10 protein-coding genes and 2 tRNA genes are annotated in these 19,707 nt (G+C 45.7%); 3 read left to right on the forward strand and 9 right to left on the reverse strand.

Annotated features, from left to right (window positions below; genetic code table 11):
- Positions 1-6: 6 nt before the first annotated feature.
- From JW968_06030 to JW968_06045, 4 genes are all read right to left on the reverse strand, one after another.
- Positions 7-522 carry a hypothetical protein gene (locus tag JW968_06030; GenBank protein ID MBN1386503.1) on the reverse strand — a complete coding sequence of 172 codons (516 nt, stop codon included), beginning with the start codon at positions 520-522 and terminating at the stop codon, positions 7-9.
- Positions 522-12,410, reverse strand: coding sequence for a VCBS repeat-containing protein (locus tag JW968_06035; protein ID MBN1386504.1), 11,889 nt, complete (start codon positions 12,408-12,410; stop codon positions 522-524). Before JW968_06035 ends, JW968_06030 begins: the two co-directional genes overlap by 1 nt.
- A gap of 20 nt (positions 12,411-12,430) precedes the next feature.
- Positions 12,431-12,676 (reverse strand): hypothetical protein, encoded by a 246-nt coding sequence (locus JW968_06040; protein ID MBN1386505.1) that lies wholly within the window; start codon positions 12,674-12,676, stop codon positions 12,431-12,433.
- 348 nt (positions 12,677-13,024) lie between these two features.
- Complete coding sequence (locus JW968_06045) at positions 13,025-13,507, reverse strand: hypothetical protein (GenBank protein ID MBN1386506.1); 483 nt, start codon at positions 13,505-13,507, stop codon at positions 13,025-13,027.
- Between the two features lie 212 nt (positions 13,508-13,719).
- On the opposite strand from JW968_06045, the gene JW968_06050 reads away from it, so the two are divergent.
- On the forward strand, positions 13,720-14,784 hold the full coding sequence (locus tag JW968_06050) for an HIT domain-containing protein (protein MBN1386507.1): 1,065 nt from the start codon (positions 13,720-13,722) through the stop codon (positions 14,782-14,784).
- Here JW968_06050 and JW968_06055 read toward each other — a convergent pair.
- The 5 genes from JW968_06055 to JW968_06075 form a co-directional block, all read right to left on the reverse strand.
- Entirely contained in the window at positions 14,768-15,670 is a 903-nt protein-coding gene (locus JW968_06055) for a hypothetical protein (protein ID MBN1386508.1), read from the reverse strand. The two genes, JW968_06050 and JW968_06055, sit on opposite strands and share 17 nt — an antisense overlap.
- A 22-nt stretch (positions 15,671-15,692) precedes the next feature.
- Positions 15,693-15,810: transfer RNA gene (locus JW968_06060), tRNA-Ser, on the reverse strand.
- Between the two features lie 27 nt (positions 15,811-15,837).
- Positions 15,838-16,518: a hypothetical protein gene (locus JW968_06065; GenBank protein MBN1386509.1), complete on the reverse strand. Its 681-nt coding sequence runs from the start codon at positions 16,516-16,518 to the stop codon at positions 15,838-15,840.
- A gap of 99 nt (positions 16,519-16,617) precedes the next feature.
- Entirely contained in the window at positions 16,618-17,211 is a 594-nt protein-coding gene (locus JW968_06070; protein ID MBN1386510.1) for a hypothetical protein, read from the reverse strand.
- Between the two features lie 50 nt (positions 17,212-17,261).
- Positions 17,262-18,788 carry a YgiQ family radical SAM protein gene (locus JW968_06075; GenBank protein ID MBN1386511.1) on the reverse strand — a complete coding sequence of 509 codons (1,527 nt, stop codon included), beginning with the start codon at positions 18,786-18,788 and terminating at the stop codon, positions 17,262-17,264.
- Positions 18,789-18,896: 108 nt separating this feature from the next.
- Here JW968_06075 and JW968_06080 point away from each other — a divergent pair.
- Positions 18,897-18,989: transfer RNA gene (locus JW968_06080), tRNA-Lys, on the forward strand.
- Between the two features lie 62 nt (positions 18,990-19,051).
- A complete protein-coding gene (locus tag JW968_06085; GenBank protein ID MBN1386512.1) occupies positions 19,052-19,615 on the forward strand; it encodes an arginine decarboxylase, pyruvoyl-dependent in 564 nt (187 codons plus the stop codon).
- Positions 19,616-19,707: the final 92 nt, after the last annotated feature.

Consider the following 19,707-nt stretch of genomic DNA (forward strand, 5'->3'; position numbering starts at 1 on the left):
TTTTCCTCATGATATGAACAGCGCCTTGACCTTGTATTTCTCTTCAGGCATCTCAAATCTGTATTCCACGTCGTCCTTGACGAGTTTTACATACCCTGTTCTTTTTATAGTTTTTGAATCTGTCGGAGCCATGACCCCGCATTCTATATCATTGAATCTGTCATCTTGGTTCTCCTGGTACACTGTGAATTTCCCGGCATTGTAGTTGCGGATGATCACCACATCAGGTGTGAACAGCAGGTACACCATCTCGAGGTTTGTCTCTTTCTGCCTTGCGAAATCCAGGAACTGCCCTGTGAAATTCTGCAGTCTCTCATCCGGATCCTCTTCTTCTATCAGCGCTGTGTCGACAGCATATGCTGCTTCTGTGACATAATTGTCAGCCACATGTTTGATGTCAACTCGGGGCTTTGTGACTTTGATCATGGGATAGGCGAGTGCAAAGAGGACACCTACGAGTATGACTGACATGAGTATGTAGAACTGCCCTTTTCTGTTGGATGTTCCTGTCAGGGATCCCATCATATTATCCTCACGCTCATGTTGATTGTCCCGTTGCCTGTGATGCCTTCATTCCTCACTATGATTGTGTATATGCCCTCTGGCGCTTCCTGGTCCCCGGACATCTCTGTGCCTGCATAGCTCAGGGTTGCCACGATCATGCATGTGTCCTGGTTAAGCGGAAGCCCGAATGAGGGGAAGATGAGCCCCTCGAATGTCTTCTCATTTATGTAAGCCATCCTCCTCGGTATGCTGGCTGATGGGTTTGTCATGAATATGTAGTTGTTGTCCAGCGCACCTGATGTCAGCTCGAAATTAGCATTGGCTGCATTGTCGTCGTCTGTGGCAAATCCGAGTATGGCATAATTCTCTTTGCCGTATACATAATTGTCTATCTCTTCAGGATCAAAGTCATCTGGAAGTTCGAAATCATCCCCTGTATAGGCCATTGTCAGGGAGAAATCATCCACCTCAAATTCCTCCTCGAGATCGCCTGTGCCTCTAACTGATATGTTGAGGTAATATGTCCCTTCTTCTTCTGGTGCAGTGAAAAAAACATCATAATAGCCACCGCCGAGGTCCTTGTATGTGTTATGGTACCTTGTGCCGCTCACTGTCACTAATATGTCATCTCCCAATCCCCCTATGCCGATGAACCCGTAGTCTGTGCTGTATCTCACAAGGAGCTTCAGTTTCATCCTCTGTTGGACATAGTACGGTGGGTCGAAGTTGAGTATCTCCACAAGTGTCGGCACAACATCTGATATGACGCTGAAATTCGTGTAGTTCCAGTCATTGTGATGGCCGGCATAGTCTGTGCAGTTGAACCAGAACTGGTAGTCATCATCATCCATTTCCCCCAATTGGGACTCGTGTATCCTCCCTCCTGTTGTCAGGAACTCCTGATAAGCATACCCCCCGACAGGCAGTGTCTGGTTGAATGAGCAGACCGCATCCTCATTTGTCTCGATATGCAATAGCGGTGTCTCGTCTGCTGTGACCCCTATGGGCGAGATGAGTGTGATTATCGGTGGCCCGAGCTCTGAATCTGCCATCACCCTGAAGTGCTTTGTATCGCTCCACCTGCCTACATTGTCCTGTGTCTTTATGTGGAAATAGTATATCCCATCATCCATGTCATATGTTGCATTTGTCTTGAGATGGAACTGTCCCATTTCTCCTTCAGGTATGTCATCAGGCTCTGTGTCATTCGTATGGTCGAATCTGTAGCTGTATGCATATATTCCTGACTCAAGGTCATTCCCCTGCCAGTGCATCAACACTGTTGTGCTGCTGTAATATTGGCTCGGGTCAGGATGCGTTGTGCTCCAGAGTGAGATGTCAGGATTCCTCTGGTCAGAGACTATGCCGTCTGAGAATCCGGATATGCTCTCAAGCCCTGCTGCATTGACTGCCTTGACCTCGAATGTGTATTCATGGTTGTTCTCGAGATCCAGTCCTGAGACTGTCACCTCATTCTCAAGCGTATCTGTCCAGTCCACGATAGCATCAGGCACAGTCGATGTTCTCTTCAGCACCACATTGTCGATGAAGACCTGTTCATTGTTCGGATTTTCAAGCAATATCCTATAATATGTTTCCGAATCTGTTGAGAATATCATCTCGACTGTCTCCCAATCAGTATTATGCCCAATCTCATATTCAGATATGGGCGAACTGCATCCTGTGTCTAGAGGGTTGCAGATTTTCAGTCTGAGATCCTGGATTGGTGATTCATTGTACTTGTAGGTTATTGATATGCTATGCTCCTCTTCTTTGAGCTCTACATCCTGATATATCTCGCCTTGGGTGAGCATCTGGCTGAATTTTCCATTGGAAGAATCGCCTGATCTTGTTGCATTGGTGCCTGGGCTCTTTGCCCAGCCATCCATCACCCCATTCAGGTCTGAATCAAAGGTCTCAAAGCCGGGGTTGAGAATGAGATTCTCAGTTGTGTCATGTATCCTGAACCTGTAGCTCAGTGGCAGATGCAGCAGTTCCTGCTCCCTGTCAGTAGAGTTATACCAGTATGCATGCAGTGTGTCTGATGAGTTCGTGTAATCGCCGTCATCCACCACAATCGGCTGTGTCGGTGGTGTCATGTCCATGCATGCGCCGCTTGGGTCATAGTAGATTGTGTCTGATGTTGTGTAAATATTGCCGGAGACATCTTTTATCTGGTAGTACACTATCTTGAGTCCGGTACTGTTGCTCAGCTGCCATGCTTTTGTGTCAGTGCATGCTGACCATACATTGAGCATATTATTGTATCCGACATAGACTCCGTGAAAACCGACCAGGTCTGCTGAACCGTCTCCATCAAGGTCACCTAATCCCATGTTTCCATATATATTGTTTAATCTCGCTTCATCATACCTCGGCCAGCTTGAAACCTCATCACCATTGTTGAAAAAGAATATGTAAGCTGGACTGAGTGGAAAAGAATAAAGTATGATGTCTTTTCTCTTGTCATTGTTCAGATCTGCAAAGGATACTGATCTGGTTTCGCTGGGTATATTGATGTTGTATATAGTCCAATCCTTTGGATTGGGAAAGCCATTATTTTTATAGACTCTCAGATAATAATCATAACACGTGTATGGAAGAGTATGTGAGGTTACAGCAAATATATCACTTGATCCGTCGTTATCGTAATCCTCAAACTGGTGTTCATACCACATTCGACTGGCAAAAGGAAGGGTATCTATGAGCATATGATGATAATTCACTGGATTCAGGCTATCTATTATTGTGTAATATTTTAATTTATCTCTATTATGTCCTTGGATGATGTTTATCTTTCCATTCTCTTTTGTTATGTCAAGATTTGACATGTACCAGCCCCGCCAGCTAGATTCAGCAAAGGGTAAACATTCAGAATCTGTCATACCAGTGAGGATATTTATCAGAGAATCTATCTGGTTTCTTTTCATGCTGACCAATGGATTCTTGATGGCAATCCTCTGCCAGTTTGAGGGATTACTGTCGCCGTTATTGATTAGGTAGTAATCTGAATCATTCACTACCAAATATTTTATGTATGCTGATGTATTGACATAGATTCCGGCATGGGCTCTTGCATAGATATCAAGATATCCATCATCGTTCTTGACGAATTTTGCCTTGTAAAGGAAGTTCGAGCCGCTGTCCAGGCATGTCCCGATTGAAAAGTTGTAATAAGCATATGAAACCCAGAAAACATAGCCATTATCCACATTGTATTCATGGCATCCTCCGAAAGAGTGTTTTTCCCAGCTGACTCCATCATAGGATTTCCCTTTGTTTTCAAGCAGCACCAAGGAATCATTTCTTGTTGAGAATGAGAATCTTGAGGTTTTTGCATACAATACGTCAGTTTTCCCGTCATTGTTGTAATCGCCGATATCAAGGGAGGATATATGCCCTCCGAAATTCTGGTTGACCCTGTCAATTCCTGGCCATGATGGCAGTGTGATGTTCGCAAAGTATAGTTCCTGCTTTGGCCATGTCCTGATATCAAGTTCTCCATTGTTGTAAATTATATACAGGCCGACCAGGTCATAAAGATAATCAAAGAAGAGGGGAGGTTTCTTTTCGTTATGGAAAACATTTAACAATACATCATTCTTCCCGTCATTGTTGAAGTCATGCACAAAAACATCATATATGTTCACATCAGTCATGTTCCAGAACATTCCGCTCATGTTGTATAGCGTGACTGTGATTGCGTTTTGGCCGCTTCCCATCACGACTTGTGTGGCATTCTCATCCTGGAAGGGTCCGTTGCTGTACCTGCACATATCAACTCCGCTCATGCCATTGTTGTCTATGTCATGATAATCCATCTCAAGGTTGACTGTGGGTATTGCAGTGCATTCTTTCTGCCCCGCCATCCCGATGATATCAATGGGATTTATTGTGATTGTGCCATTTGGCTCTGTATTGTCAAGGAAGGCCTTGGCTGAGAATGTGTTTGATATTGGATCATAACCTGTTGAATCATCACCATACCACATATAGTTTGTGACAGTGGCATAGACTGTTTTTTCTCCGTCAGGATTCACATTTTTGGTTGATATGGAATGGTGGGCCTCGTATATGCCCCTGTTTTCTGGATCAGAAAGAATGATAGGGTTATTGGCGATGCTGTCCAGGGCTGAAATGTTGGCCTCGACTTCAAGCCCCAGCCTGTCCCCTATGAACCTGAGTTTTATCATCATTCTGTTCTTCACATAATATGGCTCTATTGTGAATTCGCCGATCGACATCTCATTATCCACTCTTCTTGTTATTATCTGTGAATACCCTTCATTTCCGAGCTTGTCCTTTACTTTCATCTGTATCTGGTGCTCTCCGTTGCTTGACAGGTTTGTGTCCCATGGATGATAATAGTGCCATCCGAGGAGTACACTGATCTCTGTGTCATTCAAGAGGAAGTATTCGGTGACATCAATGAAATCCCCACCATCAAATGATATCATGTATGTTGTATTGTCTATGCCCACACCCGGATCTGTGCTGTTCTCGACAACATGGACTAATCCCCTCAGGAGATAACCGAATCTGTAGACTCTGGATGATTCATAAAAGTATACATCAATCCCTATCTCAGGCGCAGTATTGTCAACATTAAACCGGTTTGAATATGCAGTGAACGTTGCTCCTGCCGGATTCTTCGCAGTCGCTCTTAGCATGTATGCACCATCATCTACAGTATTGGTATCAAATGCAATCCTCCACTCCCGCCCATCCTTTGTCATGTAGCCTATTGTCCTGTATTGGATGTCATCTTCTGTGATCTCAATGAGTATTGAATCAACAGTGTCCTCGACATTCTCTGCAGTTATGTTTATGATGCCTGCAACCCAGCTATCGATGGTGCTTATGCTGAAGTTTGGATGTAAGTCAATCCTCACATTTGTTATTGTATCATTCCCTATATACCTCCTGAGTGAATCATAACCCACTGCAGTGAGATTATAGAGGCCATCCCCACACACATCGACATCCCACATTGTCTCCCATGGTGCATCCTCAAGCTCTGTGTCAAGTGCAGGGCATCCGTCAAATGCGAGTGTCACATTCTTCATGTCATCCGGTCCCAAGACCTGGATAAGCGCATCCTCAGATAACACATCATTTGAATGGGGCTGTGTGATTGTGACGCTCTCTGGTGTATTATCCACCATGAAGGGTGTAATGTCTGATTCTCCGATGTTGCCCATCCAGTCTCTTGCAGTGACCTTGACATGGTGGTCGCCCTCTCTCATCAGTCTTGTGTCTATCTCATATTTTCCGAGGTCATCGCTGAATATCTTTTTCACTTCATCTGCTGTCAGCGACCTGTTGTATAACCTGACATTGTCTATTGACCCTTTGAAGAAGCTGTGGATCCCGCTGTTGGCGCCTGCCCCGATGACTGCCTGGTCAAGCAGGTCTGCATTCACATACTCGGCTCTGGTCACATTTTCATTCATTTCTCCGTCTACATACATTGATATGTGCGTGGAATTCCAGACTCCGACAAAATGATGCCATGCATCATTGTATAGTGAACTAGGATCTGATCGTGCAGTGTAATCGACCCCATTTACATTGTGCCTGATCACTATCCTGTTGCTTATGGTCTTCCTGAGCGCGATATAATTCTGCAGGCTGCCGGATATTCCTGCCTCAAATATCCCGTGTATCGAGCTGTCTGAGGATATGCTTGAGGAAAGATAGACCCATGCTTCCATGCTTCCGTTTATTGTGTTGATGGAAGGCACAGGTGATATGTTGATATACGATGTCCCGTCGAATCCGTATGCGCCCATGCTGTCATGTCCTCCGTCTGTGGCATATGATGCATTGATGACTGTTCCATGATATTCATTTCCTGAGAGATCATTTGTTGCCCTGCCTGTTGACCACCCATTGAAAGGCATGTTCAGCACAAGTGACTCAGCAGGAAGCCCCTGGCTCACTCCGTCGATGTAGAACTCATAGGATCCCGGATCAATACCTATGCCTGCATCAGTCGAGGATGCTGTGATTGTTATATCCCCATGCAGGATATCATTCAGTCCAGGATAATTTATGTCGACTTGTGGCCCGGAATTGTCCACGTTTGTCTCCCTGATCTCTGTATTGACCTGTCCGCCGAACTCTGTGCCATTGCCTCTTATATAATAATGGCCATCATCATATTCTCTTGTGTCCCATGGCACCATGAATGGATCATTCCCATCTCTTCCGATTGCATAATAATCAATATTGTTGTGGGACGCTTCAAAGGACACTTCATCAAGGTCTGTCTCAAGTACTTCTATATCATAAACTTTGTTTATCCAGGATGGCATCTCAAATGATAGGTTCGCATGGTTATCAACAGTCACTTCCACTGTATCTTCTCCTATCTTCCATGCCAGGAGTCCTCCAAGCAGTCTTGCCCAGGCAACTGCTCTTATATTATGTGGCCCGTCATTCACGCTTGTGGTGTCCCATGTGTAGTTCCAGCCTCCATTGCTGTCATAATCCTGATAGACAGGTCCGCCGCTGTCAATGAAGAAATCAACCCTCACAGCATCCCCGTCCACATCTACGAGTATCTCCTGCTCTCCTGACAGTGTGGATCCGTTTTCAGGCCTTATTATCGTAACAGCTTGTGGGACATTATCCACAAGAACATAGACTGTGTTTGAGTACACATAATCTCCCCGCGGATCAATGTCTCTTGCCTGTATCGTGTGTGTGCCGTCCCAGAGAAGGGTTGTGTTCCATGTGTATTCTGCAGTTTCAGATTGGGGCAATATGCTTGCGTCTGCCGGCATCCACTCCCCTTCATCTATGCTGACCATGGCATCTTCAAGTATATCATCTGAAGAGATGTTCACAACATATGTGCCGTTTATCTTCTGCCCCGGCACCGGATCGTTTATCCATATCTCCTCAAGCAGATGTGTGTAGTTTATTGTGTCATTTGTTACATTGATGTTCCCGACATTGTCCTTGACAAGATACCAGACTGTCTTGATGCCTTCTCCCTGCTCAAGCCACCACACCTTGTTTTGTGTGCATGGCTCCCAGGATACTCGCTCATCGATCTTGGAATTCCCGTACCTGCATTCCTTGACTCCATTTTCGTCTGAGTATGCCAGCTCGAGATTCACCATGAGGCTTGTTGTGTGCTCATCACCGCCATTGATTATTATCCCGGCGCTGGGGTTGGTATTGTCTATTGTGAGTGATGCATTCGCTGTGTATGGATTGCCGTGGATATCGTTTATATTCGCTCTTATCGTGACTTGGCCGTCGTCGGTTTTTGTGACTTGTGCTTCTGATGTGTATATGGCATCATCCTCGGTCTCATCTGGTGCGATTCCGTTGTCCGAGAGTATTATGGGAGAATTGGCGAATACCTTGCTGGCTTGGTCAGCCTTTATCTGCACTGAATGATTGAGTCCTGTGCCGAAATAGTATATTGTCACATTATCATCATGCTTCGCTAGGTCTGGAACAAACGCCAGCTGGCCGGAAGCTCCGGGTGGCATGCCCTCGCATATGCTGTCGATGCTGTAAGGGCCAATGTATGTTGTTTTGTTATATATCACTCTGCCGGATATCAGCTGCCAATCCTGTATCTTTGCTCCGTATACATCGAATGACCCGCAGAAGTCTGTGTCCTCTGTCAGCGAGAATCTCAGGTTTGAGTCATTGATGTCTGAATTATTGATGAATGAGTCTGTTGCTGTGGTGTTGATGATGACAGAATCTATGACATGCACATTTGTCAGTGTGGAATTGTATATCACTGAATTCAGGCACACGCAGTCATGCGGGTAATAGTCATTCTCCTTGAACAGGAATGAATCGAGTATAGTGCAGTTCTGGATGTGGCATCCGATTATTGTCGAGTTGTCGCAGTATGTCTCATTTATTATGTCTGTGTCTATGAAGCAGTCTTTTATCCTCTCATCGCAGTGCCACTTGTCGCCATTGTAGACGCATCTTCCCGGCCAGCTTGTTCCGCTTGCCCCTGATGAGGTCCATAGCTCCCTCAGGCCATCTCCTTCGTTTTTTGGATCCTCGATGCAGTAATCCCCTTCTGAAGACTTGACGCATCCGCAGTCTTCATCCTGATCAAATAGGGTTAGACCCTCCAAACCCGTGTTGTATGGATATGGAAGGTTGCTCCACCTGCTGCCCCTGTCTCCAGCTGAATAATCCTGAAGGCAGCAGATAGGGCCGTCAGGCTTGTTCTGAATGACACTGTCAGGTTCGATCACCCACATGAACCACCTGTTGTGCCAGTCATCTATGTAGATATTCCCTGATGTCGCTGTGTACACCCCCGACCATGGCCCGGTCTCTGATGTGTCTTCGTCAGAGTATTCCAATATCAGTTCTCCGTCGGCATAGAATTCTATTCTTTTCCCGTATACATACCCATAATGGTCTGTCAGGAGGCTGACTGCCAGCCTTCCCTGGGTAAGGTTCATCTTGTCTGTGATGTCTATGCCTGATGTTGTGCTTGTCAGCACTATGCCTTGTTTTCTTAGGCTGATAGTGAACGGATTTGATGATGATGTCTTCCTGAATGCGAGCAGGTATCCGCTGGTTAATGGCCAATCATCTTTTGCTGCCCTGTTGAATGTTATCCCGCTCGGTGTTGAGGGGTTGCATGGATCCATTGCAAACTTGAAATCTATCACAAAAGTGCTTCCTGTATTACGCTGAGACACCATCCTTTGATTCTGCATGTGGAGAACTCCGTGCCCCTCTCCTCTTATCTGCAGTATCTCAGCTGTCCCTGTACCTGTATGATTCCATTCGCTGAGGTTCAGATTATCGAAATTCTGATAGAATACTCCGCTAGGTGGCACATCATAGATGCATGCGCCATTCTCTGTATAATCCCCGCCATGGTTTGCCTGCCAGTCGCACGAGTCTCCTGGATGGTCAGTACAGTCCAGGTTCAGATTAGAAGTGCCTGATCCTGATTCCCAATAAGTATCATATGATGTCTCAGAGAAATTATCGCATACAATACTATTTATGCACACCCCGTCCTGGAAGAAATGATTGCCGTCCTGCCATGTGATGTCGCATGCATCGCTTGGATTGCACCCTGATATCACTTCATCTATTGTTATCTCGCATTCATTGATGTCATACCTGTCTGAAGCCATATCATTATCGCAGTCCATGCTTGTCATTCCAGTATAGCAGATATTCTTGTCATTATTGACGCAGTATCCTTCATGGTCAAAGTCCCCGCCTGTTGCAGGATTTCCTTCGCATATCTCTCCCCCGAACACACTTGCCTGCACGCAGGATACCTCGAACCTGTGCTGGATCATGTCATAAGCGACATGCCCTGTCCCCTTGCAGACTGATTGGCCTGAACTCTCATCATACGCGCAGGTGCCTGTCTGCCATGGCATTGACCCATTGTAGCTTCCGGAAAGTGCCCTGTTGCATGCATCCCCGTCTCCGCCTTTATTATTTGGATAATCTGACTGGTACCATGCCCCTAATTCGCAGGTGGAATAGACAAGATCAGGAGGAACTGATATATTATTGATGTCTGTGTAGTTCATGATTACTGAAAGATTATCATTTATTATATTGAAATAAGGATTGCTGTCTCCGTCTATTACAACCATTCCTGTATCGCAGTATTTGTTCCCGTCTGAGCGGTTTATTGCGCAGTAGCCATTCTGTTCGAAGTCTCCTCCTGATGTCGCATCTGAGTCGCACGGGCTTCCGGCCATTGCATCCTGGCAGCTTTCCACGAATTGTTTTGTGGTCCAGTCATATGCGACTTCTCCGCTCTCATCGCAGTAATACCCTGATATGCTGTTTACGCATGTCCCATTCTGTCTCCAGAAATATCCGTCGTCATTATGTGTTGTGCATGCATCCCCTGGCCTGTATGAACAGTTCACATAGACATTATCCTCGCCGATCCGGCATTCTCCTCCTTCTTTGAGGTCCCTCACATCAGGAGTGGGTCCTGCTGCACTGTTATTGTATTCATCCTCATTATAGTCGCAGTCCATGACTGTTTCATCTGCATCATCGCATAATTTGCTTCCCACACCTTCTATTATTTGCCATGCGCAGAATCCATTGTGCTCAAAGTCCCCTCCTGTTTCCGGATGGTTTTCGCACATGCTTCCCGACACTGAATTTAAGCATTTGGACTTGAAGGTATAGTTTGATGGGTCTCCATCTTGGTAATCATAAGAAACAGGATATCCTGCGCCTATGCAGTACAGGCGCCAATTATTATAGTCATCAACTCCATAAGCCACTGTCCCTGTCTGCTCCCAATAGCCATGATTTGCATTCCAGTCCCCATCATCTTCTCCTGCCCATGCACCTACAAAATGATCGCAGGCATCTCCTGCATTGTGGCCGACTCCGAATGTCCTGTCGTTTTTATATGCTATATCTGTCCCGACCTGACATACTCCTCCGTCAGTCAGCTGTGGATTGCCTTCTGAGGGGTGCTGGTCTTGCATACTATTGCAGTCCATCACTATATAATATGCTTCTGTGTTCTGGTAGCTGTGGCAGTCAAACAGCACTGAATTCCGTGCATTCCTCGCGCAATATCCTGAGTAGAAGAAATTGCCGTAATCATCATCATGAGTATCTGCATTCCCGTCTGAATAATCGCACATGTATCCATATCTTGCATCTGTGCATCCGACAGAGAATACTCCATTATGCAGGACTGCATCATTCGATCTGCATACTCCATTCACCCATATGCCGTCCTGCTTGAATCCCTTGTCAGTGTTGCAGTCAGGATTTGTATCTATTCCTGCTTCGCAGGCCATTCCATCTGCTCCTGTACCGCAGTCATAGACATGACCATCATAAAGAGATGGTCCATTTACCTCACTGAGCTGCAGGCAGGTGCTCGGGTCTCGCTGCCAATACTGGATGCCTGCTCCATTGCAGTCTATCGTGACACTGTTTGAGTGAGAACAGCAATTATCAGAGATGCAGATCCCGTCTGAGCCCCATATAGGGCTGCCGAGGTCTGGAGAGAAGCAGACCCATCCATCCTCACCACCGCTGCATGTCGCACCGCAAGTCCGGGCCATGCATCCTGTATAATCCTCAGAAGTATACATAGCACCATAATCTATTGGACAGCATTCACCGCCTACGCACATATCATTCGCATTGTAATTACATTCACCCGTGGGATCACCCCCCATATAAGCCATACATGGCTCTCCGTCCCTGATGCAATAATCGCGAGTAGCATATCCATCGACACATTCTCCGCCCTGGCATGTCTGGTCTGGACCGCAAGAATCTACCTTATAGCAATCTTGTATTCCGTTGCATACACAATTTTCATACCATCTTTCTGTTCCACTGCAGAAGTAATATGGTCCAAATTCCATGCAACCAGGGCCTGAACCGCAATGATGACAAGTTGTGTCAGCATCCCATTCTTGTCCGAAAAGATTTTCGTTAGAGCAGGTATACCCGCCGCTTTCATCTGCAACGCATATCCCATTGCAGTATTCGTTGCTTGTCTCGCTTTGCGGGTAGATCTGGCAGGCTCCGCCGTATGAATCAGTACAGCCGCAGTTGCCATCGATGCTCCAAGAGCCTGTCGGAGATGTCATACAATCGTCAACATCACTGCACGAATCAAGCACCACATCATCTTCGCAGTAATCATCGCCTCCTGATCCGATCATGCAGAACACTTTGTCATCTTCACCACTGTTCTGGCCAGGGGTCCTGTAATTTAAGAGACTGCAATAAGTAATCCCATCATAATCTGTTGTCCAGCATTGTGTCGTGTCAAATACATCTGAACCGGTATCATCGCCGAGGCAGTTGGCTTCTGAGCTGTACGCTGCAGCACCCGCACGCCAGCACCATTGGCCTGGAAATGGAGCGCAGTTGTTGCACACTCCTTGTGAAGCATCTGGAGCTACACAACTGCCTCCTCCAGTATTACAATAGGTTCCAAGTCCACATTCAGTTGTATCACATCGATCTCTGTCCTCACAATTACCAGAAGAACAGTAGGTGCATTGTGCATAGCAACCAGGACCATTAACACCATCTCGGACAGCCTTACATTCGCAGGTATCAAAATCATATTCCTGACATGGTGGGCATGATGTGTCCTCACAGCTTCCTCCACAGCAAAAACCATATTCACAAATAGCTTCATTTCCATCGCCATCAAGCCATTTGTGTGTATCATAGTCACAAAAATAATCGTCTCCATATACATTTATTACAGTACAGGCTGGATTTCCTGGATCGACATCATGGCCTGAACAACTCCATGATGGAAATGGATTAATGCAAGAGTGCCACTTGCTATACGCGCAGATGAATCTTTCGTCGACAATATTATAACAGGCATCATCTAAACCGAGCCCTACTTGTCCTTCTGCACCCCAATAGGTATCAGTACATTCGCAGTCCCCACATGCAGCTTGGGAAAAAGGTAGGGTGAAAATAAGAGACATGGAGAGCAGAAACAATACTCGCAGCCTTCCTGCTTTTCCGATCCTCATCTCCCCATCACCGTCCGCCAGAACATCTCAGGGTAGAGCAGGACTGTGGCCTTCAGCGCTTTCTCCTTGTATTTGGGTTTCAGAAGCATCCTTTCGAACTCTGCAAGTGTGATAGATGTGTCATGCTTCTCATCAGACACAATGACTAATCCGTCCATGAATATTAGGAAATGGCATCTCTTCCTGTAGTGGTTCATGTAGTCATGGTATTTCGGGTTCTTCTTGAGGAATTCATCCCGTCTGTCAATTGACATGAGTGAGATGTATGACATCACTCTCTCATTGTCAAGGTTCAGCCCGATGTTGAAGGAATTGCCTACATTTATCCTGACGATTATCCCTTCTTCTATCATCTCCTCGACTGCGAGGTAGCATGATGTGTAGTGCATCTTTGCCTGCTGCGCGACATATCTGATGGAGAAGTGGCTGTATGGGTTGCTGAATACAGATAATATCCTCTTTAGGGTGTCTAGCTTCAAATGTGTCCCTTCTTATGCTATTGACATATTTTTAAGTGAATCATGACACATTATTTTATAAAGATTTCGTTTTTTTGTATATTCTGCTCAAAAATTATGATAATATCATACAATTTTTAATTAATATCAACAAAATAAGATATAACATTAACAAAAAACTATATAATTTTGGAATGGAATTATTTAAATAGCCAATCCCTAACAGCCCCTGCATGGTCACAGAAGAGGAACTCAAGAACATGTCTCCGGAGCAGATTGCAGAGCTCCAGAAGCAGAACTGCATCTTCTGCCATATAGTTAGCGGCAGGGTCTCCTCGAAGAAGATCTACGAGGATGATAAAGCCATTGCTGTGCTTGACATAAATCCCGCGAATCCGGGCCATATCCTTCTGATGCCGAAAGAGCATCACATGATCATGCCCCAGATGCCTGATGATCTCATAAATCATATCGGCATGCTGGCCAAGCAGCTCTCTCATGCTGCATTGAAGGCCCTGAAAGTGGAAGGAACTGATATTTTTGTGGCCAATGGCGCCATCGCAGGCCAGAAGAGCCCTCATTTCATGGTCCATATCATCCCGAGGAAAGAGAATGACGGCCTCAGGCTGATCCTGCCAGAGAATCAGATTGACACTTCCCAGCTCAGGCAGCTTGCTGCGATCCTGAAGCAGAAGCTCAGGTCAGCAGACAGGGAGTCCTCTTTCATCAGCAGGGAGCTCACCAAGTCTTCAGCCAGCTGCCAGTATTGCTCAGAGATAAAGTCAGCTGAGAATATCGTATTTTCAGATGATGAGGTCTGCGCTTTCCTCTCGCCAGCACCGGCCTCTGCAGGCCATGTCATCGTATCCCCGCTTGAGCACACCCCGATCATTGAGAATGTGCCTGATTTTGTCGTGGGCAGGATGTTCCAGATTGCCAACCGCGTCTCTGTCGCTGCTTTCGAGGCTTTCGGAGCCCAGGGCACTAACCTCCTTATTACAAATGGCGTCCCTGCCGGGCAGAAGGTCCCTCATGTCGGCCTCCATGTCCTGCCCAGGAAGCAGGGTGATAATCTTGATTTAAGCTGGACCCCGAGACAGCTGAATGAGGAGGAGATGTCCACTATTGAGCTCCAGCTGAAGGAGCAGACAAGGAACACTGGTTTCTTTGAGAAGAAGAAGCCTGCCCCTATTGAGCTGGATCTGGGCAATGAAGAACCAGAGATTGATGATTCTGATATCGCACCGGGCAGGCAGGAGACGAATTATATGCTGAGGCACATCAGGAGGATCCCTTGACATCAGAGGAATCAGCCAGCACATAATAGCCGAGTTCCTGGATGGATACTGAGATCTCTCTCATGGTCTCGTCATGATGATAATCCTCATCTGACTTCTCCCAGCCTGAGTCTGTCATGTGGTATATTGCCATCTCTCCTTGTTGCTCTGGAGGGTATTTGAATATTATCTTGGCTTCTGATGATAGTCTCCCATCCCTTGGGAGTATGGCATATGTGTCGCTTATTTTTGTCCTGCTCAGGTCTATGAATTCCGGCGCAAGTGATATCTCCCTGACTATGATTCCTGAGCTTGTCACGCTCGTTCCCGGAAGTATCCTGAGCCTTGCGCTGAGGTCATAGCTCTCAAGTTCCTGAAGGCTTTTTGTCGGGGTCTCGAGCTTCAGGCTCTTCTTTATGCCAGCCATCAGCAGGGCATTCCTTCCTCTTGCCTCAAGATATATGTCTATCCTGCCGTCAGTCGGCTGGCAGTAGAAGTATGGGTACTGGTCCATTATTATCTCAGGATATGAGTATATTCTTTCAAGCCTGTCTGACAGGAAGAAGATGTTCTGCGTGGAATTCGATCCTATGCTGTCCTTGATATAGGGATACTCTTTTATCTTGGGGCTGGAGAAGATGAATTCTGTCTTTGTGGGGTCGACAAAGCATATCTCTTTGATGTGGCTTGGTATGTTGGCTTTCACTTCATGTGTGGCTCTGAACTTGTTCTTCAGCACTGCGATGCCTTCATCCATGGCCTTCTCGAAGTCCATGTACATCGTCTCTTCTCCGCTCTTCTGGAAGTTCTTGATGACCTTGTAGCCGAACAGCATTGCAGAGACAGCGATCACCCCGACAATGAGCCACAGTATCACCATTCCCTGTATCTGGCTTCTTTTTCTCATTTTTTCATTCAGTGTATTAAAACGCCAGCGCCCGGATTTGAACCGGGATATCCCGAAGGAAACAAGCTGTCTTGCGTCTGGTTCCAGGCTTACGCTCAATTTTAGTTGATTTGCGCAGTACCAGGTTGTGCCACGCTGGCAGTATAGTTGAGGGTTCCAATTCAGATTTATAAATCTAATGCTTTCCGGAGAGCATTTTGTTTTTTTGAATGCCAGATGCCGATTTTTGTTGCAAAAACATATTTTGCTTTCTTTTTATTTATGTGAATGATGGCAACCAGGTTATGATTCTGGTTTTTAGGAGCATATTCATAATATCTGTTTTCAATTCCCATTGAATCCAACAATATAGATAACCTTCTCATGCTATTATGATTCACAGTCTGTACTTTGATTGATTGTGGACCAATATAGGCTTCAGATGCAAAAAAAGCGTTTACCCAAGCTTCTTTTGCCCCCTCAACCTTAAACAATTTTTCAGGAAAATTCCAAGTATATAATCCAAAATCAGCATGTTGTATTAAATCCTTGACTATTGTTTTCGAGGAGACTCTAACAGTGCTAAATCCATTCACTTGTTTTATTTTTGGCCTCTTTTTATAGACAGAATATAAAAATTCACAATATTTTCTTAACATTAAAGGATCATCAGGAAAGAAATCAAGTTGATGATGAAGAAAATCCTTCTCCTTCCTGATTTGAACACTCCCATCACCAGCTAGAAAACCGCAAAGAGCAGATTTCATAATAGTATGTTGGTCAGTCTGTCCAATAATTCTTCTCTCTCGCTCATGAATTCTTTTCCACCTGTTTATTGCAACATTCCTATTTCGTTCTGCAAAATCCATAATAGTGATTTGCTATTAGTTTTATATAAATATTTCTATATATACGCAGTACCAGAAAATATCCGGCAAAAATACATAGAAATTCCGGGCGTCGGCGTTTTATTCTATCTTCATGATATAAGAATTCTCAAGCTTGTCCATGAGGTTGAAGCACCATTTGGAACGCATCTCCTCTGATTCGATCGGCACCATCCATAGCTCTTCGAAACCGGAGTATCTGGATTTGTCTGCTGTGTTGAACAAAGCCTTTGGCTGATAGTAGATGCGTATCTGTTTCACTGTTCTGCTCGGCACTTCTATGTTCTTTATGATCTCTGATCCTGGCTTGATCATCTCCTCATCCTGCCCCGGGATCGTGACTGAATACAGGGAGTTCACAGGCTCTGGGTTCATCGTGTCCTCTGTATCCTTTATGCAGAATATCGGCTCATTGAATTCATAGTATCTTGTCTCTTCAAGCGTGTTGTTGAGCGTTATTGTCTGTACAGGATATTTCTGGCTTGGATCATACTGGTCTGTGTACAGCAGTGAAGACAGCACAGTGCTTTCTGTCTTTATGTCGACGATGAAATCCCCGGGATCCTTGGCTTCAGGGACTGGCTCATCAGCTTGGGGAGCTGGCCTGAGGAAGAACCATATGAGGACAGCTAGAGCGATCAGGATCAGGGGTATCAGGATATATCTCTTTTTCATGCTGATGAGAAATCAAAGTTTGCTTATAAATTTTTTCCTGCATCCCTGCATCAGAAGCTGTTCATCCTGTCTTTCTGCCCCAATATCAGTCTTTTCTGCTTCTTTTTTTCATTGTATGTGTAAGGCACATATATCTTCCTCTTAGAAAGGTCCATCCCTGTGTAGTACATGCATGTCGATGCTGTCATCGGTGTCGGCGTGAACACCTGGAATGATTCTGCATTCGGGAGTTTCCGCACGAAGTCCGCAAGCTCCTCTGCCTCCTTGATGGTCGATCCTGGATGCGCTGTCATGAAATAGAATGAGAGCTTGTCCATCTTCTGGTGTTTCTTGAATTCCGCAAAGAATTCCTGCAGATTTCCCTTGTTCTTGTTCATGAGATCCAGTATCCTCTTGTTCACATGCTCTGGTGAGACCCGGAGTGTGTCGAAGATGTGGTGCTCTGCTATCTCCTTTATGAGCTCTGGTGTTGCCAGGTCATATCGGATTCCGCTCCTTATGAACACATTGTTCACTCCTTTGATCTTCCTGACTTTCTTCAGCAGGTCAAGGTATCTCCTGTTGCTCCTGTCGAGCTTTTTGCATTCCAGGCAGCTTCCTTCGCAGAGCCCGCAGTCCATGCCGTACATGTTCACTGATGGCCCGCCGAGGTCATCTACATTGCCTCGGAATTTAGGATGCTTTGTCATCTGCTCTATCTCGCGTATTATCGAATCCTCGCTCCTGGATATTATCTTGTCGCCCTGCGTCAGCGTTATCGAGCAGAAATTGCATCTCCCGATGCATCCTCTGTGTGTCACGACGCTGAACTGGAAGCCTGTCATCTCTTTTGGTATCTGTCTTGTGAAGGGCAGCTCATAGTACTCGTCAAGATCCTTTGAAGTGTATTTTGGCATCTTGTATTGCAGCACATGCCAGCCTTTGTCTTTCTGTGCAAGATTTTTTGTATTCGTCAGCATCAGCTGCATATCCACGAATCTTTCTTTTGATTCACTGACTTCTTCATGGCTTGGCAATTCCATAAAACCGGATGGGACTTCCTTGCTCAGTATGCATGTCCCTTCTATGCCTGGAAGCTCTTCCCCTTTTTTTGTCCGGTCAGCTATGATCAGTATCTGTTTCTCGCATGATCCGTATGCTAGGATGTCTGCCCGTGTGTCAAATAATATGCTTCTCCTTAGCCTGTTCTCCCAGTAATCAAAGTGAGTGAATCTCCTGAGGCTGGCTTCTGTGCCTCCGAGCACGATCAGGGAATCCTTATAGTGCTTCTTTATCCAGTTTGAGTAGACGATTGTTGCCCTGTCCGGCACTTTCTCATGATAATCAAGATTGGGGTCCTCATCTCTTCTTTTCTTGAGTGGTGTATAATTTCGCACCATCGAGTCCATTGATCCTGAGCTGACTGCGAAGAATAGCTTTGGCTTGCCGAGCTCTGTTATCTCCTTGTCTGATTGGGGCTCCTCGACCACTCCCACAGTATACCCATGCTTTTCCAGGAGCCTTTTGAGTATTGCTGCCCCGCAGAGGGGATGGTCAAAATACGCTTCTCCAAGCACAAAGATGATGTCATATTCCATGTTATTATGTGATTCCCGGCCATTTATAAAAGCTTAGGCTGGAATTGGCCTTTTTCCTATATAAGAACAATAAAATTTTTAAAAGGGGGCTTTTGATGAAGGTCTCATGGGCTCGTAGCTCAGCCTGGTCGGAGCATCTGGCTCTTAGCTGATATCAGGAAAGAAACCAGAGAGTCGGGGGTTCAAATCCCCTCGGGCCCATTTTTTCTCAATATTCTTTGCATGAAAAAGTTATTAAATGAAATAAGATTCTGGGTTTTAAAATGATCCCGAAAAAAATATTCCTGACAAAAGGTGTAGGTGTAAACAAGGATAAATTGGCATCTTTCGAGGCTGCTTTGAGGAATGCTGGCATTGAGAAGTGCAACCTGGTTTCTGTCTCAAGCATCATGCCGCCTGAATGCAAGGTCATATCGAGGGAAGATGGCCTCAAATGCTTGCGGCCTGGTCAGATAACTTACTGTGTCATGGCAAGGAATGAGACTAATGAGCCTAACAGGCTGGTCTCTGCTGCTATCGGATTGGCTGTTCCTAAGGATACTAATCATCATGGTTATATCTCAGAGCATCACAGCTATGGTGAAGTGGCGAAGAGATCAGGGGAATATGCTGAGGATCTGGCAGCCACCATGCTTGCCACCACCATCGGGATTGAATTCGATTCAAATACTGCCTGGGAGGAGAGGGAGCAGATCTACAAGGCAAGCGGCCATATCTTCAAGACAACCCATATCTGCCAGTCAGCAGAGGGCAACAAGGATGGCTTATGGACCTGTGTCATCTCTGCTGTTGTTTTCCTGTTTGAGGATTCCCAAACACTTGCCTGATTTATCGGCTCTGTCATGGATGTAGGTTAGTGGCATCAGGTCAAAGTCCGGATGAGTGATTTTCTGGCTGACAAAGGGGATGCTCTCTGATA

Source organism: Candidatus Woesearchaeota archaeon, assembly GCA_016928155.1.
Taxonomy (GTDB): domain Archaea; phylum Nanobdellota; class Nanobdellia; order Woesearchaeales; family JAFGLG01; genus JAFGLG01.

What these genes read in the sequence shown, in the direction of transcription:
- JW968_06070 (MBN1386510.1), bottom strand. Translation starts at nt 17,211, where the DNA reads ATGAAAAAGAGATATATCCTGATACCCCTGATCCTGATCGCTCTAGCT.
- JW968_06040 (MBN1386505.1), bottom strand. Translation starts at nt 12,676, where the DNA reads ATGAAGCTATTTGTGAATATGGTTTTTGCTGTGGAGGAAGCTGTGAGG.
- JW968_06050 (MBN1386507.1), top strand. Translation starts at nt 13,720, where the DNA reads ATGGTCACAGAAGAGGAACTCAAGAACATGTCTCCGGAGCAGATTGCA.
- JW968_06065 (MBN1386509.1), bottom strand. Translation starts at nt 16,518, where the DNA reads ATGGATTTTGCAGAACGAAATAGGAATGTTGCAATAAACAGGTGGAAA.
- JW968_06085 (MBN1386512.1), top strand. Translation starts at nt 19,052, where the DNA reads ATGATCCCGAAAAAAATATTCCTGACAAAAGGTGTAGGTGTAAACAAG.
- JW968_06055 (MBN1386508.1), bottom strand. Translation starts at nt 15,670, where the DNA reads ATGAGAAAAAGAAGCCAGATACAGGGAATGGTGATACTGTGGCTCATT.
- JW968_06030 (MBN1386503.1), bottom strand. Translation starts at nt 522, where the DNA reads ATGGGATCCCTGACAGGAACATCCAACAGAAAAGGGCAGTTCTACATA.
- JW968_06075 (MBN1386511.1), bottom strand. Translation starts at nt 18,788, where the DNA reads ATGGAATATGACATCATCTTTGTGCTTGGAGAAGCGTATTTTGACCAT.